The sequence below is a fragment of the Paraburkholderia agricolaris genome (assembly GCF_009455635.1).
Lineage (GTDB): Bacteria > Pseudomonadota > Gammaproteobacteria > Burkholderiales > Burkholderiaceae > Paraburkholderia > Paraburkholderia agricolaris.
This window is the reverse complement of record NZ_QPER01000001.1, coordinates 718,131-739,266: the sequence shown is the minus strand read 5'-3', so window position 1 is coordinate 739,266 and position 21,136 is coordinate 718,131. Positions and strand designations below refer to the sequence as shown.

The following is a 21,136-nucleotide window of genomic DNA, read 5'->3' as shown; positions in this document are numbered from 1 at the left end:
TTCATGAATCGCGAACGTTTAAGTGCGCGCGGCTCAAACAATCCGCATCGAGTAATCCGTTGCGCGCACATCTTTGGTCAGCGCACCAATCGACACGCGATCAACGCCAGTTTCAGCGATGGTCCGCACTGTGTCGAAGTTCACCCCGCCAGACACTTCCAGCACCGCCCGCCCTGCGGTGATGCGCACGGCGTCACGCATTGCATCGAACGAAAAGTTGTCCAGCAGAATGGATTGCGCGCGGTGCGCCAACGCGATTTCCAATTGCGCCAGTGTTTCGACTTCGATCTGAATCGATACGCCGGCGTTCAGCGCCAGCGCCGCATCCATCGCGGCACCAACGCCGCCCGCTGCGGCGATGTGGTTTTCCTTGATCAGAATGCCGTCGTACAACGCAAGCCGCTGATTCGCACCGCCGCCCACGCGCACTGCGTACTTCTGCGCGAGCCGCAAGCCCGGCAAAGTCTTACGTGTATCAAGAACACGCGTCTGAGTGTGAGCAATGGCGTCGACATAGCGGCGCGTCGCGCTCGCCACGCCCGACAGCAATTGCAGGAAATTCAGCGCATTGCGTTCGGCGGTCAGTAACGCACGGACAGGACCATGTAGTTCGCAGACCGGCGTATCCGCGGTCATCCGATCGCCCTCGCGATAACGCCACCGCAAGTCGATGCGCGGATCGACCTGACGCATCACCGCGTTGAACCAGGGCACGCCACACAGCACGGCATCTTCGCGCACGATGATGCGCGCGTCACGCATGTCGTCCGCGGGGACAAGACGGCCGGTCTGATCACCAGCGCCAACATCTTCGGCCAGCGCATCAGCGACGTTGCGTGCCAACGCAGCATCGAATGCGGCGCCGTACTGCGCCTGAATCTCCGCGAACAGCGGCGACACCGCCTCGATCTGATTGTGTTCCACCGCCCCCATTACGCCGCTCCCACGTTTGAATACAGTTGCCCGTCGCGCGCGAGATCGCCGCTGGCCTGCACGCGCTTCTTGTGACGCGCCGCGAAGTCGAGCATCCGGTCGATTGGCAAACGCGCACGCTCGCCGATAGCCCGGTCGACGAAGATCTCGTTGTGGCCGCGCTCGAGCACGTCGGCCAGATTGGCCAGGCCGTTCATCGCCATCCACGGGCAATGCGCGCAACTCTTGCAGGTCGCGCTGTTGCCGGCCGTGGGCGCGGCAATCAAGGTCTTGCCAGGTGCGGCAAGCTGCATCTTGTGCAGAATGCCGAGATCGGTCGCCACGATGAAATGCGTTGCGTCGAGTTTCTGGGCGGCGTCGATCAGCTGGGTTGTCGAACCCACCACGTCCGCCTGCGCGACCACGTTAGCCGGCGACTCCGGGTGCACCAGCACTTTCGCGCCCGGATATTCGGCGCGCAACAGATCGAGTTCGATGCCCTTGAATTCGTCGTGCACGAGACACGAGCCCTGCCACAACAGCATGTCGGCGCCGGTCTTACTTTGGATATAGCCGCCAAGATGCCGATCCGGCGCCCAGATGATCTTCTCGCCGCGTGCGTGCAGATCGGCAACGATCTCCAGCCCGATCGACGACGTCACCATCCAGTCCGCACGCGCCTTAACCGCCGCGCTGGTGTTCGCGTACACGACCACTGTGCGATCCGGGTGAGCGTCACAGAAAGCCGAGAATTCATCGACTGGACAGCCCAGGTCGAGCGAACAGGTCGCGTCGAGATCGGGCATCAGAATGCGCTTGTCCGGACTCAGGATTTTCGCGGTCTCACCCATGAAGCGCACGCCTGCGACCACCAGCGTTTGCGCGTCATGATCGCGGCCGAAACGCGCCATCTCCAGCGAATCGGCTACGCACCCGCCGGTCTCGTCGGCGAGTTCCTGCAGTTCCGCGTCGACATAGTAATGTGCGACGAGCACGGCCTTTTCGCGCTTAAGCAACGCGCGGATGCGCTCCTTCAGCGCCACCCTTTGCTCCGCCGACGGCGTATCGGGCACCTTCGCCCACGCCTGCCCGATCCCGCAGGTCATGCCCTGCGCCTGTGGCCGATCGTATTCGACGGCCCTGATCGCCTGCTGATCCATGATCTCCTCTGCCCTCGCTCTGCCGCCGCAGCCTTTCAATCGCGTGTCGTTGAAATTACCGCGGCCCAAAAAGCAAAACCCCGCCAACGCGGGGTTTTGTGACGTAACGAAATTTTAATGGATTTCGCGGCCAGGCATACGATCAAGCATAGCGACGCAGACGCATCGCGAATTCCTGCAGCGCTTTAATACCGCTCTGCTCAGCGCGATGACACCAGTCTTGCAACTGGATCAGCAGTTGATCGCGCGACGCATTGGAACGTTCCCACATTGCCGCGAGTTCATTGCGCATGTCGATGTAGGTCTTGAGCTTCTGGCTATTCGCGAAAATCTGCGGCAACTGACGCTTCTGCGGCTCGTCGAGACCCGCCTCTTCCTTGTGGAACCAGCTACGCGCGCCGCGCATGACCTGATATTTCTCGCGCGCGCCCACTTCCTTCAGATGCGCCAATTCCTGGCGATAGGCACGCTTGAGCGCTTTGCCGTAACGCGCCATCACTTCATAGCGGTTTGCCAGCACAGCTTGCAGCGTGTCCTGATCGAGCACCAGCTTGCCGGTGGTCAGACGCGGCGTAGGCGCAATCTTCTTCACTTTGGCCAGACGGAACGCCGACATGATGCGGATGTACATCCAGCCGATATCGAACTCGTACCACTTGTTCGACAGCTTGGCGGACGTGGCATACGTGTGGTGATTGTTATGCAGCTCTTCACCGCCGATGATGATGCCCCACGGGAAGATGTTCGTGCTGGCGTCCGACGAGTTGAAGTTGCGGTAACCCCACCAGTGCGCAAGACCGTTCACCACACCGGCCGCCCAGAACGGAATCCATACCATCTGCACAGCCCAGATGGTCAAACCGACGACGCCGAACAGCGCGACGTTCAGCACCATCATCAGGCTCACGCCGAGAATCGGGTACTTGGTATAGACGTTGCGCTCCATCCAGTCGTTCGGCGTGCCGTGACTGAATTTGCGCATGGTTTCTTCATTCTTGGCTTCGGTGCGATACAGCTCCGCGCCTTCGAGCAGCACCTTCCAGATGCCGCGCGTTTGCGGGCTGTGCGGATCCTCTTCGGTCTCGCACTTGGCGTGGTGCTTACGGTGAATCGCGGCCCATTGGCCGGTCAGCATACCGGTGGTCATCCACAGCCAGAAACGGAAAAAATGACTGACGATCGGATGCAGCTCCAATGCGCGGTGCGCCTGGCAGCGATGCAGATAGACCGTCACGCCAATGATCGTGATATGCGTCGCGACCAGCGTGTACAGCACAAGTTGCCACCACGAGAAGTGCAGCAGGCCGTGGGCAAGAAAATCGAGCAAGGAATTCAACAAGGCAATTTACCTGTGGAACAAGAGACGCCGGACACACGCAAAATACGTGTGTCAAGAAAGTGAAAGCATACAACGGGATTGGACGATATTCTACTTGAAGCGTTCCAAGTGTTTGTAACAAATAGGGATTTTTTGTGCGGTATCAACGGATGGAACGCGCCGGCGATGTTTTTTTCACCCGCCGGCGCGTTCGAAGTGCCCGTCAATGGGCGCTGTCGGGCTGATTGGCCGCCGCAGCGGTCATTTTTACCACTTGCGGCATTGCATCGCTTACGTTGCCGACGATTCGTACTTCGCGTTGCGCGAAGGGAATCGAGATGTCGTGTTCGGAGAACAGACGCCAGATATTGCGATTTACGGACGAGCGCACGCCTGATGTACCGGTCGCCGCATCTTCGATCCAGAAACCCAATTCGAGATTGATGCCGTCGGCGCCGAAGCCCACCAGGTAAGGCGTGGGCGCCGGTTCCTGCAACACGCGCGGGACGCCCTGCGCGGCCTCGGCGAGTAACGTCATCGCCTGCTCCACGTCGCAGGAATAGGCAACCTGCACCGCCACCTTGGCATGGCCGCGCGTCAGATAAGAGGACTGGTTCTGCACCACGTCCGTAATCAGCTTTTCGTTCGGAATCAGCGTTTCAATGCCGTCGAGACCTCGCACCACCGTATAGCGCGTACGGATCTGCGTGACCATGCCCTGCAGGCCGCTGACGTTAATCGTGTCGCCGATGCGCAGCGAGCGGTCGATCAGGATGATGAAACCCGAGACGTAATTGCTGGCGATCTTCTGCAGCCCGAACCCAAGCCCCACACCCAGCGCGCCGCCAAATACCCCTAGCACGGTGATGTCGATACCGACCAGCGACAGGCTGATCAGGATTGCCGCCAGCACGAACGCCGCACGGCCGACGCGCGCCACTACCACCTTGAGGTTGGCGTCGAGCGTCTTTGAGCGCATCAGGCGATCTTCGAACGTGGCGCCGAGCCACATCGCGACGATCATCGTCACGCACACCCACAGGAGGCCCGTGGTGAGCGAGAGCAGCGTCATGTGCGCATTCGCAACCCTGAAGCGCACGCTGCCCATCCAGGCGATCACGTCGTCCTGAATGCCCATCACGGTGAGGATCATGCCGACCCAAACCACCAGCGAGACGATCTTCTCGACCAGGAACAGCCACGGATGATTCGCGCCGTCCTGGCTGAAAACTCGCCGCGCGAAGAAAAATACGATGTAAATCAGTCCGATACCGAACAGCGGCACCAGCGCCAGATCAAGCAGCGAGGTGTGCATGAACTGTCCGGTGATCGCCTGCGCGAGCCAGACGAGCCCCGCACCGATCAGCGGAAAGAATGCACGGTTCAGGCTTTCCGCGCCGAACCGCAGGGTCTGGTAGCGCGTCTGGCGCCGCAGGTCGAGCGTGCGGCGCACGAAGCGCGCGAGCAGCCACGCGACGGCGAGCGTCCCCAGCAGCACGCCGACCTGCCACAGCATGACCGGCTGTCCGAAGTCACGCGCGAGGTCGCCGAACATGTGAGGAAAAATGCGATTTAGCATGATGTCGCCGAAATCGCCGGCGCGGCCGGGTTCAGGAAAAGAATCCGGCCGCGCCGGCAGATAGCCTGCTGCGTTTAGCTCTGACGTTCCAGCACGGCGGCGAAGAAGCCGTCGGTTGCGTGACGGTGCGGCCACAGCGACAGGTAATCGCCCATTTCCAGCTCGATACGCTGCTCAGCGAGCACATCGCGCGCCGGCACCAGCGCGAAGTCGGGGTGGTCAGCGAGGAACTGCTGCACGATGGCTTCGTTTTCCGCTTCCAGAATCGAGCAGGTCGCGTAGACGAGACGGCCGCCCTTCTTCACCAGACGCGAGGCACTGGTCAGGATCGACAGTTGCTTCGGCGCCAGTTCAGCGACCGATTCCGGCGACTGGCGCCACTTCAGGTCAGGGTTGCGACGCAACGTACCGAGGCCGCTGCAAGGCGCATCGACCAGCACGCGGTCGATCTTGCCGGCCAGACGCTTGATCTTGCTGTCGTGCTCACTGTCGATCAGCACCGGATTCACGTTCGACAACCCGCTGCGCGCAAGGCGCGGCTTGAGTTTGGCCAAACGCCGCTCGGAAATGTCGAAGGCGTACAGACGCCCGGTAGAGCGCATCGCCGCGCCCAGCGCCAGCGTCTTGCCGCCCGCGCCCGCACAGAAGTCGACGATCATCTCGCCACGCTTGGGCGCAACCAGCGAGCACAGCAACTGGCTGCCTTCGTCCTGAACCTCAACCCAGCCGTGCTGGAACGCGTCGAGCTTGGTGAGCGGCGGCTTGCCGACCACCCGCACGCCAAACGGCGCGAAAGGCGTCGCGCCACCCTCGATGCCGGCCTTCGACAGCGCGTTCAGCACGTCGTCGCGGCTTGCCTTGATCGGGTTCGCGCGCAGGTCCAGCGGCGCCGGGTAATTCAGCGCGGCGGCAAGTTGCGCCAGTTCCGCGGGTTCGAAACGCTTGGAGAGCGCCTGGTAGATCCAGTCGGGCAGATTCAGGCGAATCCGCAGCGGCAGGCTTTCCGGGTCGATCTTCGCGACGTGTTCGAGCCAATGCGATTCGGTGTCCGACAAGAACGGCTTGAGGGCCGTGCGGCCGGCCGTCTGCATCAATCCCAGCAAGGCCATGCGGCGCGCCGGGTTGCCCGCGCCGCCTTCGGCCAGGTGAGCGAACTCCATCCGGCGACGCAGCACGGCGAAAACCGCCTCGGCAATCACGCCGCGCTCGCCGTGCCCGAGCTTCGGATGCGCGCGGAAAAAGCGGCTCGTCGTGGCGTCGGCCGGGCCGTTCAGTTTCAGGACTTCAGCCAGCAAAGTCTCAGTTTGTCCAATCAAAAAACCATGTAATCTCATGCGCCCTCTCCGGCGGTGTGACCGGCAAAGAGCCATTGCGGCTCCGGCGGCGTAAGCGTGACGCGCAAGCCGTCAAGGGCAAGGCGCCCTTCGACGAACCAGCGCACCGCGCGTGGATAGATAATGTGTTCGGTTGCCAGCACGCGTTCTGCGAGCATGGCGGGAGTGTCGCCAGCCTCAACGGGGACTGCCGCCTGCGCGACGATCGGCCCGTGATCCAGCTGCGACGTGACAAAATGCACCGACGCGCCGTGCAGCCGCACGCCGGCGTCCAGCGCCTGTTGATGGGTTTTCAGGCCGGGAAAGCTCGGCAGCAGCGACGGATGCACGTTCAGCATGCGTCCGGCGTAGCGGTCGACAAAACCGGCTGTGAGCACTCGCATAAAGCCGGCGAGCACCACCAGGTCGGGCGCAAAGCTGTCGATTTCGCGCGCCAGCGCGGCGTCGAAGCTCTCGCGATCGTGAAACTGGCGGTGGTCGACCACCGCCGTGGCAATGCCGTGCGACGCCGCGAACGCAAGGCCCGCGGCGTCAGGACGGTTGGCAATCACGGCGGCGACTTGCGCCGGCCAGCCCTCGTCCGCGCAAGCGCGAACGATCGCTTCCATGTTGCTGCCCCGTCCGGAAATCAGGATGACGAGTTTTTTCATCCGCGGATTTTATCATTCGGGGGACACTGAAACGGCGACGCGCCGCCGTCTCGTGCGCTGAGCGTTTATAATCGTTTGTTTTGCGGCACCTCGGCCGCCCTACCTCAAACCCGCTATCGTGAGAGTCTTCCGCGGTCTTCCCAATGCTGAAAGCCGTGCGCCCTGCGCACTGACCATCGGCAACTTCGACGGTGTCCACCGCGGCCATCAGGCTTTGCTCGCCCACGTCCGGGCCGCAGCCGATGCACGCGGCCTGCCCGTCTGCGTGATGACCTTCGAGCCGCACCCGCGCGAGTTCTTCAACCCGGCCGGCGCGCCGCCCCGGATCGCCATGCTGCGCGACAAGCTCGAGGCGCTGCGCACCAACGGCGTCGACCGGGTGGTGGTCGAACATTTCAATCACACCTTCGCGAGCCAGTCGCCGGATGCGTTTGTCGAGCGGATCATCGTCAACGGGCTGCATGCCCGCTGGGTCATGATCGGCGACGACTTCCGCTACGGCGCCAAACGCGCGGGCGATTTTTCGTCGCTCAAGGCCGCGGGCCAACAGCACGGCTTCGAAGTCGAGCAGATGGCCACCGTGGCCGATCCGTCCGGCGCGCGCATTTCCAGCTCGGGCGTGCGCGCGGCACTGGTGGCGGGTGATCTCGACTCCGCGCGCGCCGCGCTGGGCCGTGATTACCTGATCAGCGGCCACGTCGTGCACGGCATGAAGCTCGGCCGCGACCTCGGTTTCCCCACGCTCAATCTGCCGATCGCGCACAAGCGTCCGGCGCTCGCCGGTATTTTCGTGGTGCGCGTGCATGGCGTGGCTGATCAACCGTTGCCCGGCGTCGCCAGCCTCGGCCTGCGCCCCACCGTCGACGATTCCGGCCGTGTGCTGCTCGAAGTACACCTGCTCGACTGGCACGGCGACGCGTATGGCAAACTCGTGCGCGTCGAATTCCTGAAAAAGCTGCGTGACGAGGAGAAGTACGTCGACCTCGAAACCCTGACCGCCGCCATCGCGCGCGACGTCGCCAATGCGCGCGCGTGGTTCGCGGCTGTCGGTGCCGGCACGCCGGGCAGCCGTTCCACCGGATTCGCCACCTCGGCCACCGACCGAATTAGATAGCCGCCGCGGTACATGCGAGCGCGTTTAAGCGCTGCATGTACCCACTGCTGCGCGCATCGAAGGGCGTCCGTGGATTACGCGACATGCCTGCCGGGCGCGCCCCACGCCCTGCGCTTCGTGCGCATACCGCAGCTTCGCTGCGCTTAGAAAGAATTCACCGCGACCTCATCATGAGCAACAAGAAAGCCGATTCGAAACCGCAGTCACGCTACCCGGTCAACCTGCTCGACACGCCGTTTCCGATGCGTGGCGACCTGCCCAAGCGCGAACCGCAATGGGTCAAGGAATGGCAGGAACGCAAGATCTACGAGAAGATCCGCGCCGCTTCCAAGGGCCGCAAGAAGTTCATCCTGCACGACGGGCCGCCGTATGCGAACGGCGACATCCACCTCGGCCACGCGGTGAACAAGATTCTCAAGGACATGATCGTCAAGGCACGCAATCTGGCGGGCTTCGACGCGGTCTACGTGCCGGGCTGGGATTGCCACGGCATGCCGATCGAAATCCAGATCGAAAAACAATTCGGCAAATCGCTGCCGGCCGCTGAGGTGATGCAGAAAGCGCGCGCCTACGCGACCGAGCAGATCGAGAAGCAGAAGGTTGGTTTCCGCCGTCTCGGCGTGCTCGGTGACTGGGACAACCCGTATAAGACGATGAACTTCACGAACGAAGCCGGCGAAATCCGCGCGCTCGCGAAGATCATGGAAAAGGGCTATGTGTATCGCGGCCTGAAGCCGGTCAACTGGTGTTTCGACTGCGGCTCGGCGCTGGCCGAAGCGGAAGTCGAATACGCGGACAAGACCGACCCGACCATCGACGTGCTGTTCAGCTTCGCCGAACCGGAAAAGACCGCGCAGGCCTTCGGCCTGAAAGCACTGCCGCGCAACGAAGGCGGCATCGTGATCTGGACCACCACGCCGTGGACCATCCCCGCCAACCAGGCGCTGAACCTGCATCCGGAAATCGTTTACGCGCTGGTCGATACGCCGCGCGGCTTGCTGATCCTCGCCGAAGAGCGTGTTGAAGCGTGCCTGAAACAGTACGAACTGGAAGGCACGGTCATCGCGACCGCGCCGGGCGCGAAACTCGTCAACCTGCGCTTCAATCATCCGCTCGCAGCCGCGCATCCGGCCTACAAGCGCACGGCGCCGGTTTATCTCGGCGACTACGTGACGACTGAATCGGGTACGGGTGTCGTCCACTCGTCGCCGGCCTACGGCGTGGAAGACTTTGTGTCGTGCAAGGCGCACGGCATGGCCGATTCCGACATCATCAACCCCGTGATGGGCGACGGCCGTTACATCGAATCGCTCGCGCTGTTCGGCGGCCTGTCGATCTGGGCGGCCAACCCGCAGATCGTCGAAGCCCTGCGGGCCGCAGGCTCGCTGCTGCGCACCGAGAACTACCGGCACAGCTACATGCATTGCTGGCGCCACAAGACGCCGATCATCTACCGCGCGACCTCGCAATGGTTTGCCGGCATGGATGTGAAGCCGAACGACTCCGACAAGACGCTGCGCGAAACCGCGCTCGAAGGCATCGAGAACACCGCCTTCTATCCGTCGTGGGGCAAACAGCGCCTGTTCAGCATGATCGCAAATCGCCCGGACTGGACACTGTCACGCCAGCGCCAATGGGGCGTGCCGATGGCGTTCTTCGTGCACAAGGAAACCGGCGAACTGCATCCGCGTACGCTGGAGCTGCTCGAAGAAGTCGCGCAACGCGTCGAGAAGGCCGGCATTGAAGCATGGCAAACGCTCGACCCGCGCGAACTGCTCGGCGACGACGCCAACATGTACGAAAAGAACCGCGACACGCTCGACGTCTGGTTCGATTCGGGCACCACGCATTGGCACGTGCTGCGCGGCTCGCATAAAGACGAACTGCAATTCCCGGCCGACCTGTATCTGGAAGGCTCGGACCAGCATCGCGGCTGGTTCCACTCGTCGCTGCTGACCGCGTCGATGCTCGACGGCCGTCCGCCGTATAACGCGCTGCTCACGCACGGCTTCACCGTCGACGGCGAAGGCCGCAAGATGAGCAAGTCGCTCGGCAACGGGATCGACCCGCATGAGGTGGCGAACCGCCTCGGCGCGGAAATCATTCGTCTGTGGATCGCCTCGACCGATTACTCGGGCGAACTGGCGATCTCCGAGGAAATCCTGAAGCGGGTGACGGAAAGTTATCGCCGCATCCGCAACACGCTGCGCTTCCTGCTCGCGAACCTGTCGGACTTCGACTTCGCGCAACACGCGCGTCCGGTCGAAGACTGGCTCGAGATCGATCGTTACGCAGTGGCGCTGTCGGCGAATCTGCAGAACGACATCCTCTCGCACTACGACAAGTACGAGTTCCACCCGGTGGTCGCCAAGCTGCAGACGTTCTGCTCGGAAGACCTGGGCGGTTTCTATCTCGACGTGCTGAAAGACCGCCTGTACACCACGGCGGCCGACTCCGTCGCACGCCGCTCGGCGCAGACCGCGCTGTATCACATCGCGCACGGCCTGCTGCGTCTGATGGCGCCGTTCATGTCGTTCACCGCGGAAGAAGCGTGGAAGGTGTTCCAGCCGAACAGCGAAACGATCTTCACCGAGACGTATCACGCGTTCCCGGCAGTGCCGCAAGCCGGTGAGCTGCTCGACAAGTGGACGCTGCTGCGCGCCGCGCGCAGCGACGTGACCAAGGCGTTGGAAGAAGCACGCGTCGCCAACCTGATCGGCTCGTCGCTGCAGGCGGAAGTCGAAATCCGGGCGAGCGGCGCGCGTTATGACGCGCTCACGAGCCTCGGCGACGACCTCAAGTTTGTGCTGATCACGTCGGCGGCAAGCGTCGTGAAAGTCGACAGCGAAGCGGACGAAAGCGTCGAAGTGATCGCCTCGAAGTATCTGAAGTGCGAGCGCTGCTGGCACTATCGCGCGGACGTCGGCGCCAACGCCGAGCACCCCACCCTGTGCGGCCGCTGCTTCAGCAATCTGTTCGGCAACGGCGAAACGAGGAGCGCGGCATAATGGCAAGAACCGTGTCGAAAGCGTCGTCCGGAAACAGCTCGCTGGCGCCCTGGCTTGGCGTGGCGCTGATCGTGATTCTGTTCGATCAGCTCACCAAGATCGCGATCCAGAAGGTGTTCGCCTACGGTGTTCCGCACGAGGTCACGCCGTTTTTCAACCTGATCCTCGTGTACAACCGTGGCGCCGCCTTCAGCTTCCTCGCGATGGCGGGCGGCTGGCAGCGCTGGGCGTTCACCGCGCTCGGCGTGGTTGCGGCGCTCGTGATCTGCTATCTGCTCAAGCGTCATGGCGGACAGAAGATGTTCTGCACGGCGCTCTCGCTGATTCTCGGCGGTGCGCTCGGCAACGTGATCGACCGGCTCGCGTACGGCCACGTGATCGACTTTCTCGATTTCCACGTACGGGCATGGCATTGGCCGGCGTTCAATCTCGCCGACAGCGCGATCACGATCGGCGCGATCCTGCTCGTGCTCGACGAGTTGCGGCGCGTACGCGGCTCGCGCTAAACGGCGCGTATCAGCGCCGCCTTGGGGGCCTGAGCCACGCTCATGTGGCGCTTGCGTCCGAGGCTTGGGTTTGTGCTCAGATGAGCGCTTACGCGCCGATTCGTAGGCGGCCAACGGCGCGGCACCCGCACCGCTGCCCGCCACCACGCTTTGTCGGAGGCTTTCGTTGGCAACCGCAGAACTCGCAGGAAAACACCTCGTCCTCGGCATGACGGGCGGCATTGCCTGCTACAAGATCGCCGAACTCACGCGTCTGCTGACCAAGGCCGGCGCGACCGTCCAGGTCGTCATGACCGAAGCGGCCACGCAATTCATTACCCCCGTCACGATGCAGGCGCTGTCCGGCCGGCCGGTCTACTCGAGCCAGTGGGACGGGCGCGTGCCGAACAACATGGCGCACATCGATCTGTCGCGTGAAGCCGACGCCATCGTCATTGCGCCCGCCTCGACTGACTTCCTCGCCAAACTCGCGCACGGCATGGCCGACGATCTGCTCTCGACACTCTGTGTCGCGCGAGATTGTCCGCTGCTCGTCGTGCCGGCGATGAACCGGCAGATGTGGCAAAACCCGGCGACCCAGCGCAACGTTGCGCAACTGCGCGCGGACGGCATCGAAGTGCTCGGCCCCGATTCGGGTCCGCAAGCGTGCGGCGAAATCGGCGACGGGCGCATGCTGGAAGCAGCGGCCACGTTTGAAGCGATCGCGTCGTTCTTCTCGCCCAAGATCCTGTCCGGCCGTCGCGTATTGCTGACCGCCGGCCCGACCTTCGAGCCACTCGATCCGGTGCGCGGCATCACCAATCGTTCGAGCGGCAAAATGGGCTTTGCACTGGCGCGCGCCGCACAGCAAGCGGGCGCCGAGGTGCATCTGATCGCCGGCCCCGTCGCGCTGGAAACGCCGTGGGGCGTGTTCCGCGAAGACGTGCAAACCGCGCAGCAAATGCACGACGCGGTGATGCGCGCGGTCGCGGACGCCGACATCTTTATCGGCGTGGCCGCGGTGGCCGACTGGCGCGTCGATCACGCCAGCGAACAGAAGATCAAGAAAACCGCCGATCGCGCACTGCCCACGTTCACGTTCGTCGAGAATCCGGACATTCTGGCGTCGGTGGCCAAACTGCCGCATCCGCCTTTCGCCGTCGGCTTTGCAGCGGAAAGCGGCGATCTCGAAGTGCATGGCGAAGAAAAGCGCGTACGCAAGAACGTACCGCTGCTGATCGGCAATCTCGGCCCGCTGACGTTCGGTCTCGACGACAACGAGGTCATCCTGTTCGAAGCAGGGGGTGCAACGAAGCTGCCGCGCGCCGACAAGCAGACGCTCGCGCGCGCCTTGATCGTGGAAATTGCCAGACGTCTGCCCGACACAAGTCTGATCCGCTAAGGCCGCTCGCGGGTGGCGCACGCCGGCTTCACCGCGAGCGCCTCCCGCGCACCAAGTTATCTGTATCTGGAGCAGTACTGACATGACGCTACTTTCCGTGCTCGATCAAACGCCCGTGATCGACGGGCACTCAGTGGCGGACGCCATCGCCGCCACCGTCGAACTCGCGCAACTGGCTGACGATCTCGGCTACACGCGCTACTGGTGCGCCGAGCATCACGGCTTGCGCGGCGTGTCGAACCCATGCCCGGAGGTGATGCTGGCGCGCCTCGGCAGCGTCACCAAACGCATACGCGTGGGCTCCGGCGGCGTGATGCTGCCGTACTACAGTCCGTTCAAGGTCGCCGAGCAATTCATGATGCTCGAGGCGCTGTTTCCCAACCGCATCGATCTCGGCGTAGGGCGCGCGCCCGGTGGCGACATGCGCACCGCTCAGGCAGTCGCGGCCGACGCCTACAATCGCGGCGACATTTTCACGCAGCAAGTTGCCGATCTGGTCGGCCTGATGCACGGCACGTTGCCCGAAGATCATCTCGCGCACGGCGTGCTGCTGCAACCGCAGATCGCCACGCGCCCGCAACTGTGGATGCTCGGTTCGAGTGAATTCGGCGGCTTGCTGGCGGCACAACTCGGGATCCGCTTTGCGTTCGCGCATTTCATCAACGCGCATTTCGGGCACCAGGTGGCGCATGCCTATCGCGATCGTTTCAAACCCAGCCTGGAGACGCAGCAGCCGTATCTGGCCGCCGCCGTATTCGTGATCTGCGCGGACACCGAGCAGGAAGCAGCCGATCTGGAAAAAGCCGTCGACCTGCGCCGCGTGCAAATGGCCTATGGTCTGAACGCACCGATTCCCACCGTCGAACAAGGCATCGCTCAGGAATACGGCGAACGCGAGCGTCTCGTGATCGACCGCGAGAAACCACGCAGTATCATCGGCACGCCGGAAACCGTCACTGAGCGGCTGCATGACTTGCAGGAGCAGTTCCAGGCCGACGAACTGATTGTGCTCACCGTAGCCGGCAGCTATCGCGCCCGGCTGCGCTCCTATGAACTTCTCGCCGACGCGTTCCAGCTCGGACGCCCGGCCTCCACTCCCTAACCTTCGAACCTGCATGAAACTCGACCTGAAGATTCTCGATGCGCGCATGCGCGACCAACTCCCGGCCTACGCAACCACCGGCAGCGCGGGCCTCGACCTGCGTGCCTGCCTCGACGAACCGTTGACGCTGAAGCCGGGCGAAACCGCGCTGGTGCCGACAGGTCTGGCGATTCACGTCGGCGATCCGGGTTACGCAGCGTTGATTCTGCCGCGTTCGGGCCTGGGTCATAAGCATGGGATCGTACTGGGAAATCTGGTCGGCCTGATCGATTCGGATTACCAGGGTCAACTGATGATCTCGACGTGGAACCGCGGCGAGACCACGTTCGTGCTGAATCCGATGGAGCGCCTCGCGCAACTCGTGATCGTGCCGGTGGTCCAGGCCGAGTTCAATATCGTCGACGATTTCGAAAGCAGCGAGCGTGGTGCGGGTGGATTCGGCAGCACGGGCAAGCACTGATCGAAGTCAAGCGAAATACCCATAAAAAACGGCGCGGGTTTAAACCCGCGCCGTTTTTTTGTCTGGCGTAACGCCTGAAACTTACTCGACTTCGACCGCTTCCGGATTCGGATTGCGCGGCGCCGGATGTTCGTCGAAGGTCAGCTGCACCTTGTCTTCCGCATCCACGTCGACCGTCACGCGGCCGCCGTTCATCAGCTTGCCGAACAGCAGTTCGTCGGCCAGCGCACGACGGATCGTGTCCTGAATCAGACGCTGCATCGGCCGCGCGCCCATCAACGGATCGAAACCGTGCTTGGCGAGATGCTTGCGCAGCGCGTCGGTAAAGAGCGCGTCGACCTTCTTCTCGTGCAGCTGATCTTCCAGCTGCATCAGGAACTTGTCGACCACACGCATGATGATTTCTTCATCGAGCGAGCGGAAGCTGATCGTTGCGTCCAGACGGTTACGGAACTCCGGCGTGAACATGCGCTTGATGTCGACCATTTCGTCGCCGGTTTCCCGACGATTCGTGAAGCCGATCACCGACTTGCCCATGGCCTCGGCGCCCGCATTCGTCGTCATGATGATGATGACGTTGCGGAAATCCGCCTTTCGGCCGTTGTTGTCCGTCAGCGTGCCGTGGTCCATCACCTGCAGCAGCACGTTGTAGATGTCCGGATGCGCCTTCTCGATTTCGTCGAGCAGCAGCACGCAATGCGGCTTCTTCGTAACCGCTTCGGTCAGCAGACCGCCCTGATCGAAACCGACATAGCCCGGCGGCGCGCCGATCAACCGGCTCACCGCATGACGCTCCATATACTCCGACATGTCGAAGCGGATCAACTCGATCCCCAGCGTGAACGCCAGTTGCTTCGCCACTTCCGTCTTGCCGACGCCCGTGGGGCCGGAAAACAGGAACGCGCCGATCGGCTTGTCCAGCTTGCCGAGACCCGCACGCGCCATCTTGATCGCGGCCGACAGCGCGTCGATGGCCGGGTCTTGCCCGAACACCACGCTCTTCAGATCGCGATCGAGCGTTTGCAGCTTGCTGCGATCGTCTTGCGACACGCTTTGCGGCGGGACGCGGGCAATCTTCGAGATGATTTCTTCGATCTCGTTCTTGCCGATGGTCTTCTTCTGCTTCGACTTCGGCAGGATGCGTTGCGCTGCGCCGGCTTCGTCGATCACGTCGATCGCCTTGTCCGGCAAATGACGATCCGTAATGAAGCGTGCCGACAACTCAGCCGCCGCCGACAGCGCACCCGACGAGTACTTCACGCCGTGATGCTCTTCGAAGCGCGACTTCAGCCCGCGCAGGATCGCCACCGTCTGTTCGACGGTCGGCTCGGTCACGTCGACCTTCTGGAAACGGCGCGACAAAGCCGCGTCTTTTTCGAAGATGCCGCGATATTCGGTGAACGTGGTCGCACCGATGCACTTGAGCGTACCCGACGACAACGCCGGCTTCAGCAGATTCGATGCATCCAGCGTGCCGCCCGACGCAGCACCCGCGCCGATCAGCGTATGAATTTCGTCGATGAACAGAATGGCGTGCGGACGTTCCTTCAATTCCTTGAGGACGGTCTTCAGGCGTTGCTCAAAGTCGCCGCGATACTTGGTGCCGGCGAGCAGCGCGCCCATATCGAGCGAATACACCTGCGCATCCGCCAGAATGTCCGGCACTTCGCCGCGCGTAATGCGCCACGCGAGCCCTTCGGCAATCGCGGTCTTACCCACACCGGCCTCACCGACCAGTAGCGGATTGTTTTTGCGCCTGCGGCACAACACCTGCACCACGCGCTCGACTTCCGACTCACGCCCGATCAGCGGATCGATGCGGCCGTCTTTCGCCATCTGGTTCAGGTTCTGCGTGAACTGGGCGAGCGGCGTTTCTTTCTGCGCGGCGGCTTCGTCGGACTCGGCATTCGCGTCGCTCGCTTTCGCGGCGTCCGTGCTGCTGGTCTTCGCGATGCCATGCGAAATGAAATTCACCACATCCAGACGCGTCACGCCCTGCTGCTGCAGGTAGTACACCGCATGCGAGTCCTTCTCGCCGAAGATCGCCACCAGCACGTTCGCGCCGGTCACTTCCTTCTTGCCATTCGAGGTGGACTGCACATGCATGATCGCGCGCTGAATCACACGCTGGAAACCCAGTGTGGGCTGCGTGTCGACGTCGTCCGTGCCGGGCACGGTTGGCGTGTTGTCATGAATGAAATTGCGCAGGTTCTGGCGCAGATCCTCGATATTGGCCGCGCATGCACGCAACACCTCCGCGGCCGTTGGATTGTCCAACAGTGCCAGCAAAAGATGTTCGACCGTTATGAACTCGTGCCGCGCCTGGCGTGCTTCCATGAACGCCATGTGCAGGCTGACTTCCAGTTCCTGGGCAATCATGCTTCCTCCATCACACACTGCAGCGGATGCCCGGCCTGCCGTGCGTGGGTAACGACTTGCTCGACTTTGGTCGACGCGATGTCCCGCGTATAGACCCCACAAACTCCCCTGCCCTCGCGATGCACCTTCAACATCACCTGCGTTGCGGTTTCACGATCTTTATTGAAATACTCCTGCACGATCATCACGACAAATTCCATTGGCGTGAAGTCGTCATTCAGCAGCACCACCTTGTACATGGATGGCGGCTTGAGCTTTTTCTCCTGCCGCTCCAGTACGGTGCTGTCCTGCTTGTCCGGGATAATCGCCATACACCCATTCTAAACAACTAGGACAGGCCCGCAATCCTGTCAAAACCCGGCCAACCGGCCGGTGAGCCCGTTCGCTACCGCCTATGGGTAATTACCCCCACGGCGTTGCGTCATTCGACGAGCCGATTGCGGAGCCGGCCCCTATCCTGTGAAGCGTCGCAGTCGTGCTGCGCCGCAGTCGGATCGAGTATCGCACAACCTGCCGGTACTGGCTGAAGGCGCTCGCGCCGCCGCATCGGTAGGTTCTGCCACCCGCAGAACAGCATGTGAGTCGATTATGCGACTTTTCAAGACACCACGCTCGGGCAACCGCACATAAGAAAACAAAAGCGGGAAAAACCCTGGAAACGCCTGTTTGCAACACGACAACGGCGTCTCAAAATTTTCTTGACACTCGAATAAAGAGCCTCAACAATCAAGCTGGCACTTTTTTCACTGCGCCATAATTTCGAAAAAATGCCGTTGGTGAGCTTGTGAGGAGGGAGCGGCTGCATCATGCGGTCGTCGAGCTTTTCGAGGGCTCGTGGTAGTGACATGAGTTACAGGGGAAGTTGGAATGGCAACTGGTACGGTCAAATGGTTCAATGACGCAAAAGGTTTCGGATTCATCACGCCTGACGAAGGTGGTGAGGATCTGTTTGCACACTTCTCGGCCATCCAGATGAATGGGTTCAAGACCCTCAAGGAAGGTCAAAAAGTAACCTTCGAGGTCGTGCAAGGCCCGAAAGGCAAACAGGCATCGAACATCCAGGCACCTGCCTGAAACTGTTCGTTACCCGTCCTTTGAAACCCGGCTTCGTGCCGGGTTTCTTTTTTGGGCGGCGCCTTCCAGTTTGAGGCGCATCTTGAAGCGAGTCGGTATTGCGGCTCGGGATGTGGGTTGATCGAATATCTCAAATACTGGACACCGAACTTCCTTTCCGAACGCTTTCGATACCCACCTGATAACGAACATACAAAAAAACCCCGGCCACCTCACGGCGCCGGGGTTTTGAATTCAGCCGGACAAACCGGCGCGAATCGCTTACATGTTTTCGATCAACACCTGACCGAAGCCTGAACAGGACACTTGCGTCGCACCTTCCATCAGGCGCGCGAAGTCATATGTGACCCGTTTTTGCAGAATCGACTTTTCCATCGATTTGATGATCAGATCCGCCGCTTCAGTCCAGCCCAGGTGACGCAGCATCATCTCGGCCGAGAGAATTTCCGAACCCGGATTCACATAGTCTTTGCCGGCATATTTCGGCGCCGTGCCGTGCGTGGCTTCGAACATGGCGACCGAATCCGACATATTTGCACCCGGCGCAATCCCGATACCGCCGACTTGCGCAGCCAGCGCGTCCGAAACATAGTCGCCGTTCAGATTCAGCGTGGCGATCACGTCGTATTCGGCCGGGCGCAGCAGGATCTGCTGGAGGAACGCGTCGGCAATCACATCTTTCACCACGATGTCGCCACCCGTTTTCGGGTTCTTGATCTTCATCCACGGACCGCCGTCGATCAGCTCCGCCGCGAATTCCTTCTGCGCCAGCGCATAGCCGTAGTCGCGGAATGCGCCTTCCGTGAACTTCATGATGTTGCCCTTGTGCACAAGCGTGACCGAGCGGCGCTCGTTGTCGATCGCGTACTGGATCGCCTTGCGCACCAGACGCTCCGTGCCTTCGCGCGACACGGGCTTGACACCGATCCCCGAGGTTTCCGGGAAGCGGATCTTCTTCACGCCCATTTCCTCGCGCAGGAACTTGATGACCTTCTTCGCGTCTTCCGACCCGGCAGGCCATTCGATGCCGGCGTAAATGTCTTCCGAGTTCTCGCGGAAGATCACCATGTCGATCTTCTCAGGCTCACGCACCGGCGAAGGCACACCCTTGAAGTACTGTACCGGGCGCAGGCAAACATACAGATCGAGTTCCTGACGTAGCGCAACGTTCAGCGAACGGATGCCGCCGCCAACCGGCGTGGTAAGCGGACCCTTGATCGAGACAACGTATTCCTTCAGCACCTGCAGCGTTTCTTCCGGCAGCCACACATCCGGGCCGTACACCTTGGTCGATTTCTCGCCGGCATAGATTTCCATCCAGTGGATTTTCTTCTTGCCCGCATAGGCTTTTTCTACTGCGGCATCCACCACTTTCAACATCACCGGCGTGATGTCGAGGCCTGTTCCATCGCCTTCGATATACGGAATGATCGGCTGGTCGGAAACGTTGAGCGAGAAATCTGCGTTGACAGTGATCTTGTCACCACCGGTCGGAACCTTGATGTGCTGATACGGCATGATCGACTCCAGTGAAGGCTGTGCTGAAAGCTGATGGGGAGACTGCGGAAACTGGGTGCTCCTCGCTGCGCGCAATGCCGGACGCCCGCGAGCGGCCTGGTCGCCTATTCTAGCCCACGCCGACGCAGCAACGAGGCCGTAGCGGCTCGGGGTTTTCCAACATTGTCGAAAATCAGATCCGCAAGGCGGTTTATTCTTATGTCTTATATAAGATACAAGACTTACAGCAAGCGATTATGCATTACTATTCCGCGATTTACTATTGGGCCAGCACCTCTCCCGGCTTGAGTGGCACGCCACCGCCGCAGCCGGCGCCAGCCGACCTTCATCGATTCCCTTATGCGACTTATCGCCCTGAACAAACCGTTCGGCACCATTTGCCAGTTTTCGCCGCACGAAACGCGGGCGTCGCTAGCCGACTGGGTAAAAGTGCCCGGCGTTTATCCCGCGGGCCGGCTCGACTCCGATAGCGAAGGGCTGCTGCTCCTCACCGACGACGGTGCGCTGCAAGCGCGCATCGCCGAACCGCGCCACAAACTGGTCAAACGCTATTGGGCACAAGTGGAAGGCGCAGTCGACGATGCCGCGTTGAAGAAACTCGCGCGCGGCGTCGATCTCGGCGATTACGTCACGCAGCCCTGTCGCGCCGACTATGTCGAGCCAGGCGGGTCGCTCTGGGCACGCACACCGCCGATCCGCTACCGCGCCGCGATTCCCACCACATGGATCGAGTTGTCGATCACCGAAGGCAAGAACCGCCAGGTACGTCGCATGACTGCCGCGGTCGGGTTTCCGACGTTGCGTCTCGTACGCGCGGGCATCGGCGCACTCGATATTTTTTCGCTCGGACTGCAGCCCGGAGAGAGTGTCGAATTGCCGCTGAAGGCGCCATGGGAAGGCAGGGTTTGAAACGGTTCACCTGCACGCCATGTCTGCGCCGAACCGGCATCAAGTTTGTATTCTGACCGGCGAGAAAAAAGCTAACTCGTTGTATCCGCAAACAAAAATAGCGCGTGAAACCAAGCTGAAAACGCGTGAAACAATTGCGTCCGTGACCACTGCGCGGCTATTCATTTGCATCAGCACATCAGCATATAAATTTTCCACAAAAAACACGTCAACCGGTGCGCGAGCTCACGCGTTATTCGACGCAGATGCCGCCCGAAGCTATCCGGCATTCAGCCTTAAGGGCCTTTGCACAAGCCGCTCACGCGGCGAGTACAGGGAGTCTGAACGCTAAACAGACGCGTCGAAAAAAATGTCGATGCGGCTGTCAACCGAAAGGTGGATGGCACGTTTACCGACATGACTCTACATATAACCGGGTCATTTGGTTAATTAACTCAAGCTGAGGATTTACAAAATGAACAAACTGATCGCCGCTCTGGTCGCTGGCCTCTTCGCAACGGCAGCATTCGCACAAGCTTCGGCACCGGCAGCAGCTTCGGCAGCTCCGGCAGCAGCAGCTTCGTCGGCAAAGAAGGCTGAACACAAGAAGTCGCACAAGAAGTCGCACAAGAAGGCAGCAGCAGCAGCTGCAGCTTCGGGCGCATCGGAGTAAGTTTGTTGTAAAAACGCAGTCAAGAACTCGCTTCATTGCCGTTCTTACGGCGTTGAAAGGCAGATCACCGCAAGGCGATC

18 protein-coding genes are annotated in these 21,136 nt (G+C 61.4%); 9 read left to right on the top strand and 9 right to left on the bottom strand.

Annotated features, from left to right (window positions below; translation table 11 throughout):
- Positions 1 to 33: 33 nt before the first annotated feature.
- From nadC to purN, 6 genes are all read right to left on the bottom strand, one after another.
- Positions 34 to 933: a carboxylating nicotinate-nucleotide diphosphorylase gene (nadC, locus tag GH665_RS03285; protein ID WP_153134648.1), complete on the bottom strand. Its 900-nt coding sequence runs from the start codon at positions 931 to 933 to the stop codon at positions 34 to 36.
- Positions 933 to 2,072: a quinolinate synthase NadA gene (nadA, locus tag GH665_RS03280; RefSeq protein ID WP_153134647.1), complete on the bottom strand. Its 1,140-nt coding sequence runs from the start codon at positions 2,070 to 2,072 to the stop codon at positions 933 to 935. The genes nadC and nadA overlap by 1 nt, the downstream gene beginning before the upstream one ends.
- 142 nt (positions 2,073 to 2,214) lie before the next feature.
- Positions 2,215 to 3,411, bottom strand: a complete 1,197-nt coding sequence (locus GH665_RS03275; protein ID WP_153134646.1) for a DesA family fatty acid desaturase — start codon at positions 3,409 to 3,411, stop codon at positions 2,215 to 2,217.
- Between the two features lie 202 nt (positions 3,412 to 3,613).
- On the bottom strand, positions 3,614 to 4,969 hold the full coding sequence (locus GH665_RS03270) for a mechanosensitive ion channel family protein (protein WP_153134645.1): 1,356 nt from the start codon (positions 4,967 to 4,969) through the stop codon (positions 3,614 to 3,616).
- Between the two features lie 74 nt (positions 4,970 to 5,043).
- Positions 5,044 to 6,303: an RsmB/NOP family class I SAM-dependent RNA methyltransferase gene (locus GH665_RS03265; protein ID WP_153134644.1), complete on the bottom strand. Its 1,260-nt coding sequence runs from the start codon at positions 6,301 to 6,303 to the stop codon at positions 5,044 to 5,046.
- A complete protein-coding gene (gene purN / locus GH665_RS03260; protein ID WP_153134643.1) occupies positions 6,300 to 6,953 on the bottom strand; it encodes a phosphoribosylglycinamide formyltransferase in 654 nt (217 codons plus the stop codon). Before purN ends, GH665_RS03265 begins: the two co-directional genes overlap by 4 nt.
- 118 nt (positions 6,954 to 7,071) lie before the next feature.
- On the opposite strand from purN, the gene GH665_RS03255 reads away from it, so the two are divergent.
- From GH665_RS03255 to dut, 6 genes are all read left to right on the top strand, one after another.
- Positions 7,072 to 8,067 (top strand): bifunctional riboflavin kinase/FAD synthetase, encoded by a 996-nt coding sequence (locus tag GH665_RS03255; protein ID WP_153134642.1) that lies wholly within the window; start codon positions 7,072 to 7,074, stop codon positions 8,065 to 8,067.
- Positions 8,068 to 8,237: 170 nt separating this feature from the next.
- Positions 8,238 to 11,075, top strand: a complete 2,838-nt coding sequence (ileS, locus tag GH665_RS03250; RefSeq protein ID WP_153134641.1) for an isoleucine--tRNA ligase — start codon at positions 8,238 to 8,240, stop codon at positions 11,073 to 11,075.
- Complete coding sequence (gene lspA / locus GH665_RS03245; RefSeq protein WP_028197898.1) at positions 11,075 to 11,581, top strand: signal peptidase II; 507 nt, start codon at positions 11,075 to 11,077, stop codon at positions 11,579 to 11,581. Before ileS ends, lspA begins: the two co-directional genes overlap by 1 nt.
- A gap of 166 nt (positions 11,582 to 11,747) precedes the next feature.
- Entirely contained in the window at positions 11,748 to 12,962 is a 1,215-nt protein-coding gene (gene coaBC, locus GH665_RS03240; protein WP_153134640.1) for a bifunctional phosphopantothenoylcysteine decarboxylase/phosphopantothenate--cysteine ligase CoaBC, read from the top strand.
- 82 nt (positions 12,963 to 13,044) lie between these two features.
- Positions 13,045 to 14,064, top strand: a complete 1,020-nt coding sequence (locus GH665_RS03235) for an LLM class flavin-dependent oxidoreductase (protein WP_153134639.1) — start codon at positions 13,045 to 13,047, stop codon at positions 14,062 to 14,064.
- A 13-nt stretch (positions 14,065 to 14,077) separates the two neighbouring features.
- A complete protein-coding gene (dut, locus tag GH665_RS03230; RefSeq protein ID WP_028197901.1) occupies positions 14,078 to 14,524 on the top strand; it encodes a dUTP diphosphatase in 447 nt (148 codons plus the stop codon).
- Positions 14,525 to 14,605: 81 nt separating this feature from the next.
- On the opposite strand, the gene clpA is transcribed toward dut, so the two are convergent.
- Both clpA and clpS read right to left on the bottom strand, forming a co-directional pair.
- A complete protein-coding gene (gene clpA, locus GH665_RS03225; RefSeq protein ID WP_074765373.1) occupies positions 14,606 to 16,903 on the bottom strand; it encodes an ATP-dependent Clp protease ATP-binding subunit ClpA in 2,298 nt (765 codons plus the stop codon).
- Positions 16,900 to 17,214, bottom strand: a complete 315-nt coding sequence (clpS, locus tag GH665_RS03220) for an ATP-dependent Clp protease adapter ClpS (protein WP_028197902.1) — start codon at positions 17,212 to 17,214, stop codon at positions 16,900 to 16,902. Before clpS ends, clpA begins: the two co-directional genes overlap by 4 nt.
- A gap of 556 nt (positions 17,215 to 17,770) precedes the next feature.
- Between clpS and GH665_RS03215 the strand changes: the two genes are divergently transcribed.
- Positions 17,771 to 17,977: a cold-shock protein gene (locus tag GH665_RS03215; protein ID WP_007180614.1), complete on the top strand. Its 207-nt coding sequence runs from the start codon at positions 17,771 to 17,773 to the stop codon at positions 17,975 to 17,977.
- 261 nt (positions 17,978 to 18,238) lie between these two features.
- Here the strand turns inward: GH665_RS03215 and icd are convergent, their stop codons facing one another.
- Positions 18,239 to 19,495 (bottom strand): NADP-dependent isocitrate dehydrogenase, encoded by a 1,257-nt coding sequence (gene icd, locus GH665_RS03210; RefSeq protein WP_028197903.1) that lies wholly within the window; start codon positions 19,493 to 19,495, stop codon positions 18,239 to 18,241.
- Positions 19,496 to 19,834: 339 nt separating this feature from the next.
- Here icd and GH665_RS03205 point away from each other — a divergent pair, with 339 nt between their 5' ends.
- Together GH665_RS03205 and GH665_RS03200 are read left to right on the top strand one after the other, a co-directional pair.
- Complete coding sequence (locus GH665_RS03205; protein WP_153134638.1) at positions 19,835 to 20,404, top strand: pseudouridine synthase; 570 nt, start codon at positions 19,835 to 19,837, stop codon at positions 20,402 to 20,404.
- A gap of 454 nt (positions 20,405 to 20,858) precedes the next feature.
- Positions 20,859 to 21,056, top strand: a complete 198-nt coding sequence (locus tag GH665_RS03200) for a hypothetical protein (RefSeq protein ID WP_120343585.1) — start codon at positions 20,859 to 20,861, stop codon at positions 21,054 to 21,056.
- The last annotated feature ends 80 nt before the right edge of the window (positions 21,057 to 21,136 follow it).

What these genes read in the sequence shown, in the direction of transcription:
- icd (WP_028197903.1), bottom strand. Translation starts at nt 19,495, where the DNA reads ATGCCGTATCAGCACATCAAGGTTCCGACCGGTGGTGACAAGATCACT.
- nadA (WP_153134647.1), bottom strand. Translation starts at nt 2,072, where the DNA reads ATGGATCAGCAGGCGATCAGGGCCGTCGAATACGATCGGCCACAGGCG.
- GH665_RS03235 (WP_153134639.1), top strand. Translation starts at nt 13,045, where the DNA reads ATGACGCTACTTTCCGTGCTCGATCAAACGCCCGTGATCGACGGGCAC.
- GH665_RS03265 (WP_153134644.1), bottom strand. Translation starts at nt 6,303, where the DNA reads ATGAGATTACATGGTTTTTTGATTGGACAAACTGAGACTTTGCTGGCT.
- GH665_RS03270 (WP_153134645.1), bottom strand. Translation starts at nt 4,969, where the DNA reads ATGCTAAATCGCATTTTTCCTCACATGTTCGGCGACCTCGCGCGTGAC.
- dut (WP_028197901.1), top strand. Translation starts at nt 14,078, where the DNA reads ATGAAACTCGACCTGAAGATTCTCGATGCGCGCATGCGCGACCAACTC.
- clpS (WP_028197902.1), bottom strand. Translation starts at nt 17,214, where the DNA reads ATGGCGATTATCCCGGACAAGCAGGACAGCACCGTACTGGAGCGGCAG.
- clpA (WP_074765373.1), bottom strand. Translation starts at nt 16,903, where the DNA reads ATGATTGCCCAGGAACTGGAAGTCAGCCTGCACATGGCGTTCATGGAA.
- GH665_RS03205 (WP_153134638.1), top strand. Translation starts at nt 19,835, where the DNA reads ATGCGACTTATCGCCCTGAACAAACCGTTCGGCACCATTTGCCAGTTT.
- nadC (WP_153134648.1), bottom strand. Translation starts at nt 933, where the DNA reads ATGGGGGCGGTGGAACACAATCAGATCGAGGCGGTGTCGCCGCTGTTC.
- purN (WP_153134643.1), bottom strand. Translation starts at nt 6,953, where the DNA reads ATGAAAAAACTCGTCATCCTGATTTCCGGACGGGGCAGCAACATGGAA.
- lspA (WP_028197898.1), top strand. Translation starts at nt 11,075, where the DNA reads ATGGCAAGAACCGTGTCGAAAGCGTCGTCCGGAAACAGCTCGCTGGCG.
- ileS (WP_153134641.1), top strand. Translation starts at nt 8,238, where the DNA reads ATGAGCAACAAGAAAGCCGATTCGAAACCGCAGTCACGCTACCCGGTC.
- GH665_RS03215 (WP_007180614.1), top strand. Translation starts at nt 17,771, where the DNA reads ATGGCAACTGGTACGGTCAAATGGTTCAATGACGCAAAAGGTTTCGGA.
- GH665_RS03200 (WP_120343585.1), top strand. Translation starts at nt 20,859, where the DNA reads ATGAACAAACTGATCGCCGCTCTGGTCGCTGGCCTCTTCGCAACGGCA.